This is a genomic window from Neotamlana nanhaiensis, assembly GCF_000943555.1.
GTDB lineage: Bacteria > Bacteroidota > Bacteroidia > Flavobacteriales > Flavobacteriaceae > Neotamlana > Neotamlana nanhaiensis.
Window position 1 is genome coordinate 47,143 of record NZ_JTDV01000017.1, and the last position, 12,990, is coordinate 60,132.

General features: G+C 37.3%; 6 protein-coding genes. All 6 read right to left on the reverse strand.

The window, feature by feature from the left end; genetic code table 11:
- Positions 1-303: 303 nt before the first annotated feature.
- The 6 genes from PK35_RS16140 to lacZ are packed head-to-tail and all read right to left on the reverse strand — an operon-like array spanning position 304 to position 12,983.
- Positions 304-2,946: a glycoside hydrolase family 3 N-terminal domain-containing protein gene (locus tag PK35_RS16140; protein ID WP_044627617.1), complete on the reverse strand. Its 2,643-nt coding sequence runs from the start codon at positions 2,944-2,946 to the stop codon at positions 304-306.
- Positions 2,947-2,964: 18 nt separating this feature from the next.
- Positions 2,965-5,193: a GH92 family glycosyl hydrolase gene (locus tag PK35_RS16145; RefSeq protein ID WP_044627618.1), complete on the reverse strand. Its 2,229-nt coding sequence runs from the start codon at positions 5,191-5,193 to the stop codon at positions 2,965-2,967.
- A gap of 7 nt (positions 5,194-5,200) precedes the next feature.
- Positions 5,201-5,953 (reverse strand): copper homeostasis protein CutC, encoded by a 753-nt coding sequence (locus PK35_RS16150; protein WP_044627619.1) that lies wholly within the window; start codon positions 5,951-5,953, stop codon positions 5,201-5,203.
- A 54-nt stretch (positions 5,954-6,007) separates the two neighbouring features.
- Complete coding sequence (locus tag PK35_RS16155; protein ID WP_044627620.1) at positions 6,008-7,489, reverse strand: alpha-L-fucosidase; 1,482 nt, start codon at positions 7,487-7,489, stop codon at positions 6,008-6,010.
- A gap of 26 nt (positions 7,490-7,515) precedes the next feature.
- The gene (locus tag PK35_RS16160; RefSeq protein WP_044627621.1) at positions 7,516-9,837 is read right to left on the reverse strand and encodes a beta-N-acetylhexosaminidase; all 2,322 of its coding nucleotides are present in this window, start codon (positions 9,835-9,837) and stop codon (positions 7,516-7,518) included.
- 2 nt (positions 9,838-9,839) lie between these two features.
- The gene (gene lacZ / locus PK35_RS16165; RefSeq protein ID WP_044627622.1) at positions 9,840-12,983 is read right to left on the reverse strand and encodes a beta-galactosidase, LacZ type; all 3,144 of its coding nucleotides are present in this window, start codon (positions 12,981-12,983) and stop codon (positions 9,840-9,842) included.
- Positions 12,984-12,990 lie beyond the last annotated feature (7 nt).

Sequence of the window (12,990 nt, forward strand, 5' to 3'; positions counted from 1 at the left end):
TTATTAATACGTTAAATCTATAAATCTAAAACGTTAAGATTTGCATAATTTCGACCAACAACAATTCTGAAAAGGTGTTGGTAGTTTTTTTTAATTTGAGGGTGCAAAAAACACACTTTCTTGCGAGAAAATACCTGTGAATACTGTTTTTTAAGGTAATGATATGATTATTGAAAACCTATAAAAACACGATTTTTTGTACAAAAAAAGAAGAAATAAAATATAATTATTAATACTTCTTCTTTAAAAACCGATTTTGTTTAAAAAATCTTTAGTTAAGACTTTTGTTAAACTAAGGTTAATTTACTCTTTTACGTTAAAATTTGCGCTTAAAACGTCTTTGGTATTACCACCAACCATAACTTTAAATTCACCTGGTTCTACTACACGTTTCATGTCTCGATTCCAGATGGCTAATTCTTCTGGTGCTAGTGTAAATTCAATATGTTTTGTTTCTCCTTTTTTAATAAACACACGCTCAAAGCCTTTTAAGGTTTGCTTTGGAGTGGTTACACTGCTATAAATATCATTAATGTAAAGCTGCACCACTTCATCGCCGTCATAATGCCCTGTGTTTTTTACATCAACACTTACCGTTAAGCTACCTGTTTTTGAAATGGAGTTAGAACTCAATTTTAAATTAGAATACTCAAAAGTTGTATAACTTAATCCGTAACCAAATGTGTATAACGGATTTTCACTTTCGCTCACATAACGATGAATCGCAGATGGCTTTTGGTTGTAATAAATTGGTAATTGTCCAACCGATTTTGGGAAGCTTATCGGTAAACGTCCGCCTGGGTTATAATCACCAAAAAGTACATCGGCAACAGCGCTACCACCAGCTTCACCTGGGAACCAACTTTCAAGAATGGCAGGAACATTATCGTTTATCCAATTTATAGATAAAGGTCTTCCGTTCATTAATACACAAACAACAGGTGTTCCAGTAGCTTCAATAGCTTCAATTAATTCTTGTTGCATACCGTGTAAGTCTAAAGTAGCGACATCACGATTCTCTTCAACAAGCTCGCGAGATTCACCAATAACTACAACGGCAACATCAGCCTTTTTAGCAATGTTTATAGCAGGTTGCAAATTGATTTTTTCTAAATTCCAGCGTAAGTGCGCACGGGCACCCCAGCCGCCTTCCCACATTTCTATGCGAACGTTGTAGCTTTTACCAGCTTCAATTTTTTTAGGCGTTGTAACAATGCTTGTTGCTCCTTTGGTCCAGTTGTCGATAACTAAAACATCATCAATCCACATACGAATACCATCATCAGAACTTAAACCAATCCAACCATCAAAACTCTGGTCGCATTTAATAGTTCCTGTCCAGCGGATAGAAAAATCATCATCGTTAACACCTTCACCTGGGTTCCATGGCCAATCGAATTCTAATTTGTCATCAATTCGAGTTAATGCAGGCTCACCTTCAACATTACGGTTGTTAAAATATTCACCTTTCAAGCCATTTTGTTTCCCATCTGGAGTAAATAAATATTTTGATGGAATAATTTGTCCTTTTATAATTAACGGCACGCCTTCTTCGTAAAGTACTTCGGTATTACTGCCAACAGTTTCTTTAATACCCTCTAAAACTGTGGTTGCTACTTTGTTTTTTACCGAGTAACCGCCTAAACGTGATGCATTGGCATTTGGACCAATAACGGCAATAGTTTTTAAATCTTTGCTAAGCGGTAAAACGTTGTCTTTGTTTTTTAGTAAACTGATTGATTTTCTACCTGCTTCAAGCGCAATATCTTGATGTGCTTGCGAATGAAAACGCGCTTCAATTAAGCCTTTTTCGGTATAAGGATTTTCGAATAAACCTAAAGTGAATTTTAAACGAAGCACGCCACCTGCAGCACGATCGATGGCTTCCATTGATAGTTTGCCTTCGTTTACTAATTCGATTAAAGTATCTTGCCAAAATTCGTTTGTAAAATCGTAGAACTGCATGTCTACACCAGCTTCAACCGCTTGACGGATGCTTTCCTTTGGAGAATCGGCTACGTAATGCGTGGTTTGGATGTATTTTATTGCGCCTAAATCAGACACCACGATTCCTTTAAAACCCCATTCGTTTCGTAACACGTCGGTAAGTAACCAATGGTTTGCGGCACAAGGCACGCCGTCTAATTCTGAATAAGCACACATAGTTCCTAACGCGCCACCTTTGGTAAATACTTTTTCAAAAGACGCCAAAAAGTCCTCGCGAGCAGTACGTTCTCCAACAATTACAGGCGATGAATTTCCACCTGCTTGTGGTTGACTATGCACTGCGAAGTGTTTAGGTTCTGAAATTATCGAGCTGTTCGATGCCAAAGTATCGCCTTGCATACCATTTACCATTGCTAAACCAAGTTCGCCAGCCAAATAAGTATCTTCTCCAAAAGTTTCGGCCACACGACCCCAACGTGGTTCGCGACCTATACCTAACACGGGACCTAAACCAAAATGTACACCATGCGCACGCGCTTCGCTACCAATAACTTTACCTACTTTTTCAAGTAATTTGGTATCCCAAGTGGCTCCAAGACCAATATTCATAGGGAATGCGGTGCTACCTTCATCTAAATAACCATGTAGCATTTCACACATAATTAGCGCAGGAATACCCCATTGGTTACTTTTAATGACGTTTTTTTGAAGGTCGTTTATCATTTTCGCTGAACGCGGATAAATATCGTGGATGGCACCAACACCTAAATCGCCAATTTTAGCTTTTGTTTTCGATTTTGAAAAGTCTTCATTTTCCTTGAAAAACTCGCCTTTATACATATCCATTTGACGCACTTTTTCTTCTAAAGTCATACGGCTTAAAAGGTCGGTTACACGGTCTTCAACCGAAAGTTTCGCATTTTGATACGGATATTTCTGCGCATTTACGTTGGTGTAAAAACTTGAAATTAAAAATGCTACAATTGCTATTTTTTTCATTTTTATTGTTTGCTATTATTAGTTCTGAATGATTTCTAACACCTTGCCATTAACCAATTGGTCATGAGTAACGAAATAACTGTTATGCGTTTTTCCATTTAATTTGATGGTTTTTATGGCGTTGTTGTTATTCTTTTTACGGGTTATTGTAATGTTTTTGCTGTTGTAATATTCCGGATTTAGAGAAATAGTTACCTCATCAAATACTGGTGTCGTAATTGTGTAAACGGGTTCGCCTGGTGTAATTGGGTAAAACCCCATCATGGAATAGACTAACCATGCGCTCATGGTACCTGTGTCGTCATTTCCTGGTAAACCTGCTGGTTGATTGGTAAAGTATTTATGAATTAATTGATCGACTAATTTTTGAGTACGGTGTTCTTCACCTTTGATGTAGTTGAATAAATACGGATAATGAATATCTGGCTCGTTAGCCATATCAAATTGATTAATATCGAATACCTTTTGAAGCTGATTTACAAATGGCTTTTTGCCGCCCATTAATTTTATAAGTCCTTTTACATCATGTTGCACCATAAAAGCATATTGCCAAGCATTACCTTCAATAAAGCCAACGTTTTCTTCAAAATTAGCACCCGAATTTGGATCGAAAGGTTCGTAAAAACTGCCATCGGCATTTCTTGGATGTAATAGTTTAAGGTTTTTATCGTAGAGTTTACGGTAAGAAATCGAACGTTTTTTAAATCGGTTGTAATCATCTTTTTTACCTAAAGCATCCGCTAAAAGTGAAATAGAATAGTCTGCGGCATTGTATTCTTGAGTGGTTGAAACTGGTCCTTTTTCGTTGGTCGTTACGTAGCCTTTTTCAATATAATTTTTAATGCCATTTCGTAACGGATTATCTTCTAAAGCATCAGCGCTTTTTAACATGGCTTCGTAAGCTTTGTTAACATCGAAATCTTGAATACCTTTTAAATAAGTATCAGTAATTACAATACTTGCAGGATCGCCAACCATTGTGAAAGTTTCGGTAGAGTTGAGTTCCCATTTTGGTAACCAGCCATTTTCATCGTACATATCGAGCATGCTTTTAATCATATTCGATTGTTGTTTTGGGTACACCAAACTCATCAGTTGATGTAAATTTCTGTACGTATCCCATAACGAAAAGGTTGTGTAACGTGTGCCATCGGTTTTACCAATGTTATTGGTTTTTATCTCTGGATATTCACCGTTAAAGTCGTTTAAAGTATTGGGGTGAATAAGCGTGTGATATAACGCTGTGTAAAATATGGTTTTGTCGTCTTCGGTGCCGCCTTCCACTAAAATTCTCGACAATTGCTCGTTCCAGGCGTTGTAAGTTTCTTGGTAAACCTCGTTAAAAGTTTTGTTTTGAGTTTCTTTTTCAAGGTTTTCGCGAGCGTTTTCAATGCTAACGTACGATACGCCAATTTTAACTTCAACAGTTTCGGGTTGTTTAAAATTGTATGAGAAGTAAGTACCGATACTATCACCAACAACCATTTTTTTAGTGCCTTCCATCAGGCGGGTTTTTCCGTTGTAGGTCATCCATTGGGCTTCAACACCTTCGTAGGTTTCTGGTTTTTTCCACACGCCAAAGCTATCGGCAGGTTTCGAAAATTTTGCCACAAAATATACTGGATAAGCATCTTCTGGACTATTATAACAAAATGTGCCTACGCTACGCATACCCTCAATTTCTGTTGACGACACCACTTTTACCATGGCGCCTTCTTCGTTTGTTAAACCTAAACCAAGATTTAAAAGCACATTGGCTTGTCCTTTAGGGAACGTAAACTTACTTACACCAACTCGCGTTGATGCCGTAAATTCAGCTTTAACATCATATTTATCGATGGTAGAACTGTAATATGCGGTTTTTGCTTCTTCGTTAGAGTAGGTTGAACCGTATTTTAAATGATTGGTTTCTACCTCACCAGTTGTGGGCATGAGTAAAAGTACGCCAAGTTCTGGGCAACCCACACCACTCATGTTTACATGAGAAAAACCAGTTAAAAAGGTGTTTTCGTGAACATAAGGGTTGGATAACCATTGACTATCTTTTTCGAGTTTATTTTGTGAACCTGCAACGTTAAACGGACTAATACTCGCCATACCACGTGGCGCAATTGGGCCCGGGTAAGTTGCGCCGTAATTTGATGTTCCTATAAACGGATTAACGTAATCGGCGGGTTGTTGCGCTGTAATTGAGAGGCTGATAAAACCTATCAATATAGCAACGATATATGTTTTGTTTACACTCATTTTTATGCTAAAATGTTACGGTGTTTAGTTTGTCAATAATCGATTTAATGATTTTAGTGCTGGCTATTTGTCGGTCGTTGGCATCATCATCTTGCTTACGCCCAACATTTAAAGTTTTAGAAAATTCCATATGGCTTTTAATGGTTGTTTTACCACTAAAATGAAACTCGTTACAGTTGGTAATGTTTGCGAGCTCTGTTATGTTTTCTGGATTAATACCGCTACCTGGCATGATTGTAATTTTTCCATTTGCTTGCGCTTTTAATGCTTTAATGGTGTTAGCGCCTTGTAATGCTGTGGCTTCTTGCCCTGAAGTAAGCAATCGCGAAACGCCTATTTCAATTAAATCATCTAAGGCTTCAAAAGGATCTTTGGCGCTATCAAAAGCGCGGTGAAAAGTTACCGAAAGCGGGTGAGCCAGTTCTAAAAGTTCTTGAGTTCTAACTTTGTCAATATGTCCATCTTTAGTTAAAATACCAAAAACAACCGCATTGGCACCCAATTGCTTTGCGGCTACAATGTCCCTTTTCATGACTTCAAATTCTACATGCGAATACAAAAAATCGCCACCACGAGGTCTTATCATCACATGAATATCTATATCTAGCAGTTCTCTTAAAACAGCCAACATACCGTAACTTGGTGTGGTGCCGCCTTCAATTAAATTATCGCATAATTCAATACGGTTTGCACCCGCCTTTTGGGCGTTTAAAGCTGAATCTACAGCATCTACAACAACTTCAGTTATATATTTATTCATGGTTTTTAAGTTAAACAATGGTGTTTTGAAGTCAAGAAAACAGACTACTTTATATTATTGAATTTTATTGATTTTAAGCGTCCAAGCTTCTTTACAAGGTAAATTGTTTCTTAAGCTTTCTGGAATGGTTACTTTAAAACCTTCATCTAATTTCTCCCATTTTAAGCGTGTTTTAGAACCTAACATGGTAATTTTTGCACCTCTTTTTGGGTTGATTGATTTTATAACAATTTCTGACGGTATTTTAGTTTCACCTTCTTTAGCTAGATAAAATAAAAACACATTTTCGTCCTTATTTTGGGTCATACAAATGTTGTTTTCTTTAAAAGGCGCAATAGGTTTTGTGTTGTAAATGGCAGAACCGTTTACATCTAACCAATCGCCGTAAGCTTCTAATAAATCGTAAGCACCTTCTTGCCATTCGCCTTCAGGACTAGGCGCTACGTTTAATAGTAAGTTTCCGCCTTTTGCGACAACATCAACAAGCATATGAATACCTTCTCTTCCAGTTAAATATTTAGCATCTGGAGTGTACGACCATCCGCCGCCAGAAGTAATACAAGATTCCCATGGGTAAGGCAATGTTTTTTCAGGAACGCGGTTTTCCGGCGTTAAATAGTTTTGGTTTTTGCTGTGTACCGCTCTATCAACCACAATTAAACCTGGTTGTTTTTCACGCGCTTTTACAACAAGTTCGTCCATTTTAACATCTTGATCAACCACACGGTGTTTTATAAAACCGTTACCCGATTTGTTTTCGGCAAATTTAGCTTCGTAATCTTTTTTAATGGTTTCTGGAGCTAGTTTTTGCACCCAACCGCCATCAAGCCATAAAATATCTACGCTACCATAATCGGTTAACAATTCTAAAATTTGGTTATGCGTAAAATCTACGTAACTCTGCCATTTTTCAGGATAAGCCAGCGGGTCGTAGTTTACGTTTCTGTCTAATGCAGGGAAGTAAGGATCCCAGTAACTTTTATTGTTCCAATCTGGTTTAGAAAAGTAAGCACCAATCCATAAATCTTCATCTCTAAAAGCGCTAAATACCTCTTTAGCAATGTTTGCTTTTGGGTTGCTGCTAAACGCACATTCAGGATCGGTTACTTTGTAATCGCTGTATTGCGTATCGAACATGTTAAAACCATCGTGGTGTTTTGTGGTAAAAACCATGTATTTCATACCCGCATCTTTAGCGGCTTTTGCCCATTTTGTTGGGTCGAATTTAATAGGATTAAACGTCTTTTTTAAAGCCTCGTAATCTTTTACATATTGATTGTAGTTAGATGGATCGCTACCTTTTGTGCGCTCACACCAACCGTAATCTTCAGGACATAACGACCAAGACTCTACAATACCCCATTGGCTATACGTGCCCCAGTGCATTAAAAGTCCGAATTTAAGGTCTTGCCATTCATCTAATTTTTCAAGTACTAATGGATCGGTTTCAGGAATATAGCGCTCATCTTCATAAATGGCCTGCGAAAATAGTTTTGCAGAAAATATTAATACTACTAATGCTAGTCTTTTCTTCATAGGGTTTTTAATTTATATCGTTTTATTTATTCTACTATAATTTCATCAACAAAAACAAAAGTATTGTTGCCTTTAAAACCAGCATCATGCGGTTTTGCAATCACTTTTATGAATTTTACTTCGGATTTATTGAAGGTTATTTTTAAATCTTTTAAGAGTGCGCCAGTACTTTTTGATAAGGTACTTTTTACTTCGCCCACTTTTTCGAACGTTTTACCATCGGAAGAAAGCAATACTTCAACCATTTCTGGGAAATAAATACCAGCACCTTGGTTTTCTAATAAACCAACGCTAACCGATTCAATTTCGGTGATATTATCAAGTGTAATTGTAGCTTCCATAGGGTTGCCAATCCACGCTTGCCATTGTCCGTCATGAAAGTTTTTAGAACCACGAATGGAATTCACTAATCCTTGAATACCGTCAGCTTGATAGTTATCGTGATAAGGATGAGCAAAACTGATTTTACTACCAGACGCTTTATGAAACTTAATCGTATCAACATAGGTTTTGCCAACAGGTTTATTGTCTTTAAATAACGATGCTTTTACAATAGTAGTTTCGTTTATGGTAAGCGTATCGGTGTATTTTGTAGCATTGTTTTCTATGGAATCATCATTGAAAACATATCGAATATCCGGATTAGGAAACTCATTTTTCAAGGCTAATTTTACACTGTTATTCTCGATATCCGCTTTCGCTGAAGCCGTTACCAAATAAGCACTTTTTGCATAGTTAATACCAGCATAATCGTAACGCTTAAACTGAGTGAATAAACGTTTAGAGAAATCTTCCCAATTTCTTTGGTCTTGTGGCGACCAAAGGACTTCACTTAAAGCGGCAAGTCTAGGGAACATCATGTATTCTGAAGCATCATCGCTTGCAATAAATTCTGCCCATAAATTTGCCTGAGCACCTAAAATATGTTGCGCTTGATCTTCGGTAAATTCCTCTGGAACCGGATTAAATTCATACACTTTATTTAATGGTAAATAGGCGTTAAAAGCTGTTGGTTCCTCATTTTGTGGGCCTTGATAAAAGTTGAAATAGCAATAGGCTTCGGGCGTCATAATTACATCGTGCCCTTGTTTAGCAGCTTCAATACCACCTTTTGTTCCGCGCCAGCTCATTACTGTTGCTTTTGGCGAAAGGCCGCCTTCTAAAATTTCATCCCAACCAATTAATTTTTTGCCTTTAGAGTTGATGAATTTTTCCATGCGTTTTACAAAATAGCTTTGCAGTTCTTCAACGCTTTCAAGTCCTTCGGTTTTTATACGCTTTTGACAATGTGGGCAAACCTCCCAATTGGTTTTTGTGGCTTCATCGCCACCAATGTGAATGTACTCCGATGGAAAAATAGCCATCACTTCTAGCAATACATCTTCTAAAAATTCAAACGTACTGTCTTTACCAGCGCAATAAATATCGGTAATTGGCCAAACGCCACCAGAAGGTACACCAATAGGTTTTTCAAAACACGATAATTCTGGGTAAGCAGCAATGGCAGAACTCACGTGTGCGGGCATTTCAATTTCTGGAATAACCTCTATATTTTTTTCTTCGGCATACGCTACAATTTCTCGTAAATCGGCTTGGGTTAAAAAGCCACCGTAAGTGCCTTTTTCGTCAGGACTGTTGGTAGTTCTGGCGTTCCAAGCAGCATCTTCTTGGTTTACACGCCATGCGCCAACTTCGGTAAGTTTTGGATGCTTTTTAATTTCTATACGCCAACCTTGGTCGTCTACCAAATGCAGATGTAGCACATTCATTTTATGTTTTACAAGACGGTCAATGGTTTGTTTTATGTACGATTTCTCGAAAAAGTGACGCGATAAATCCAACATCAAACCGCGGTGTTTAAAACGAGGTTCATCGGTTATGCTTACTGCTGGAATGATCCATTCGATGTTAGTAACCACTTCAGTACTTTCAATCTCGGTTGGTAAAAGTTGCAATAGCGTTTCAAGGCCGTAAATAAAGCCTGCATCGCTGCTTGCCGAAATGTTAACATTCGTATTGTTAGCGTTTAAAGTGTAAGCTTCAGCAGCTAAAGAATCGTCTGTTTTTAAAGCTATAAAATTATTACTTGGCGCTTCGTTTACAATAGACAAACTAATACCTGTGGCGGTTTTAAATTGATTTATAAAGGAGTTGCAAATCGTTTTTTGCGCTTCAGTTGAAACTACAAATACCGTATTGTCGTTAAACTCGAAACTACCTTTATTCAGTTGTAAAGCTTTCGGTTTTGGTATGATGTTTATATCCGCTTCGGTAAACACTTTGTCTTCTTTACAAGCAAAGCATAAGGCGATTAGTAAACAGCTAATAATATATTTTAAACGATTCATTGTTATTTCGTTGAAGGTGTTATGGTAAATTGGTAATTGTAATGTTTGGCTCTTAGTAAGTATTTTTCCATTGGCCATGCGCCCCAACTGTCAATACTTCCAACGCCCATTTGCGTTAAATCTATTTTTAATGTGGTTAGGTCTTGTTCGGAAATATCCGAAGCATTGCGTTGGTCTTTTTCAAGGCCATCATCTAAATCATCATCTAAAAAATGTAATGCAGTACTGCTAAACAATGCGTTAGAGGTTACTAAAAGTTGTGTGTTTTTACCCATTAAAGTTAACCAGCGCACATCGGTTTTGTTACCAGTTTCTTGTGGCCTTATGTACGGATAATATTGCTCGCTAACTGTTTGTTTGTATAATCCAACATCGCTGCTGTAATTTCTATCGCTGTAGTTTTCAAATGGGCCGCGACCGTAATAATTAAGAGCGTCGAAACCATCAGGAAGTGTTAATTTCATTCCGAATCTTGGTAATAACGGCGTTTCTTTATCGGCTTCAATTTGTAAATCTTGCGAAACGTTTAAAACGCCTAAACTGTTAAAGGTGTAGTTTAGAGTTAAATTGGCAAATACATCCTTTAATTCGTATTGCGCTTTCGCGGAAACGATGCCGTTCTTATCTAATTTATAACTAAAATCGATAAGTTTTGGTGCGTTCGAAACGGTTTTCCAAGGCAGTAACTTCTTCTGAAAAATAGCGCCCATATCATTATCATTTGGAGCACGCCAGAAATTAGGTTGTAACGTATAGCCAGGTTTTAAAATAGAATCGTTTTGAAAGTTATAAGTGTTTAATAAACCAGTTGTTTTATTAAAGCTTAATTCGGTAACATCACTTTTAAAACTGATGCTTTCATTGGTTTTAGTAACTTTAAACGAACCTGAAGGAGACACAGATTGATTGTTTTTCCAAGTGCCTTTAAAATGCAATTGTTCTTTAGCAATTTCAACACCAGATTCTATAAACGGTTCTGGGTTTTTTAAGGTGTAGCTAATGTTTATAAATGCTTCTTGGTATTGCTTTTTAGGTTCTTTTATGTTTAGTGTGTAAGTTCTGGTTTCTTGTGGTGCGTTGGTAAGTTCGGTAATGTTTCCGTTTTGTACGGGCTTACCATCAAGAACTAATTCCCAGTTTAATTGTACGTTGCTTAAATTTTTAAAGAAAAATTCGTTAAACACCGAAACTTCAAACTTGTCTATATTAGCCCATGTTGTGTGAATTTCTTGCAGAACGGATTTCGCCTCAAAAGCATGCGGATTTGGTTCGCGCTCTGGGTTAAATACACCATTGTTTAAAAAGTTATTGTCACTTGGTACATCTTCCGGTCCAAAATCGCCACCATAGGCAAATTCTTTAGTGCCATCGGGTTTTGTTTTGTAAACCGATTGGTCTATCATATCCCAAATAAATCCACCTTGAAAGTTTTTGTGGGCACGAATAACATCCCAATAATCTTTAAGATTTCCAAGAGAATTTCCCATAGCATGCGCATATTCGCATTGAATGAATGGACGTGACGGATTAGGATTTGCTGCAATGTATTCTTCCATACCTTTTGGTGAGCTGTACATTGGGTCGACAATATCAGAATCCCAATCGAATTTTAAATTAGCACCTTCCCAACCAGCAACGGTAGCGCGCTCGTATTGTATTGGTCGTGACGGGTCGCGATCCTTCAACCATAAATAACTGCGGTAAAAGTTGTAACCGTTTCCGGCTTCGTTACCCATGCTCCAAATAATAATTGATGGATGGTTTTTATCGCGTTCTACCATGCGCTCAATACGCTCTAAATGCGCCAATTCCCAATTGGGTTTGTTACCCAAAGTTTTGGTAATGTCGTAACCCATACCGTGCGATTCTAAGTTCGCCTCATCCACAACATAAATACCATATTTATCGCATAATTGGTAGAAATACTCGTCGTTAGGGTAGTGCGACAAACGAACGGCGTTAAAATTATAGGTTTTTAGCATGAGTAAATCTTGCTCCATGCGACCTCTGGAAATGGTTTGTCCTGTAGTTGGGTCGGTTTCATGACGATTCACACCTTTTATGTAAATAGGTTGCCCGTTAACTAATAACTGGCCGCCTTTAATTTCAATTTTTCTAAAACCAGTTTGTGTTTTAATCACTTCAACAACTTGGTCTTTTTTATCTTTTAAAATGAAATGAACCTGATATAAATTAGGTGTTTCGGCAGTCCATTTTTTAGGATTAGAAACTGAAAATTCTAAAGTGTTTTTGATGGTATTCGCATTGATGCTGAAAGATTTTGAACCAATAACTTGGTCTTCATCCTTTAAAACAACATCTAAAGTATATTTTGATTTTTTGCTGAAACCTTTAATTTCGGTTGAAACTTTTAAGGTCGCATCTTGGTAGTTTTCATCTAAATCTGGTGTGATTTCAAAATCAACAAGATGCGTTTTATTTCTGGAATACACATACGTATCGCGCGTTATACCACTCATACGCCAAAAATCTTGACATTCTAAATACGATCCATCGCTCCATTTCATCACCTTTAAAACGATGCTGTTTTCGCCTTCTTTTAAATACGGATTAAGCAAAAACTCTTGCGGTAGTTTACCATCTTCACCGTAACCAACATATTGACCATTTATCCAAACGGTAAGATTCGATTTTGCGGCACCAACGTGTAATAAAACATCATTTGTTTTGGTGTTGCCATCAAAATTAAAAACGCGTCTATAAATACCAACAGGGTTGTATTCCGTTGGAACGTTTGGCGGATTAACTTCAATTAAATTAGCAAAATCGTAAGTGGTATTGGTGTAAACTGGGTATCCGTAACCGTTAACATCCCAGTTTGCTGGTATTTTAAAATTGTCCCATTGACTGTCGTTATAGCTAGTAGTTTCAAAACCATCTGGAATTGCCGAAGGACTTTCAACATACTTAAATTTCCAAGTACCGTTAAGGTTGATGTAATTTTTAGATTGCGTGTAATCATCAGTTTCAGCTACAGCTTCATTTTCAAACACCAAATAAGAGGCATGCATGGGCAGCCTGTTGTCTTCATTTTTCTTTTCATTTAGCCAAAATGGTGTGTTTTGAGCAAAGGTTGAAGCAGTAATTGCTAAAAGTATAGCTGTTATTTGTGATTTTAAACGCATTAAATAA

Bases quoted from the DNA above. Each gene is read 5' to 3' on its own strand.
- PK35_RS16140 (WP_044627617.1), bottom strand. From the start codon at position 2,946: ATGAAAAAAATAGCAATTGTAGCATTTTTAATTTCAAGTTTTTACACC.
- PK35_RS16145 (WP_044627618.1), bottom strand. From the start codon at position 5,193: ATGAGTGTAAACAAAACATATATCGTTGCTATATTGATAGGTTTTATC.
- PK35_RS16150 (WP_044627619.1), bottom strand. From the start codon at position 5,953: ATGAATAAATATATAACTGAAGTTGTTGTAGATGCTGTAGATTCAGCT.
- PK35_RS16155 (WP_044627620.1), bottom strand. From the start codon at position 7,489: ATGAAGAAAAGACTAGCATTAGTAGTATTAATATTTTCTGCAAAACTA.
- PK35_RS16160 (WP_044627621.1), bottom strand. From the start codon at position 9,837: ATGAATCGTTTAAAATATATTATTAGCTGTTTACTAATCGCCTTATGC.
- lacZ (WP_044627622.1), bottom strand. From the start codon at position 12,983: ATGCGTTTAAAATCACAAATAACAGCTATACTTTTAGCAATTACTGCT.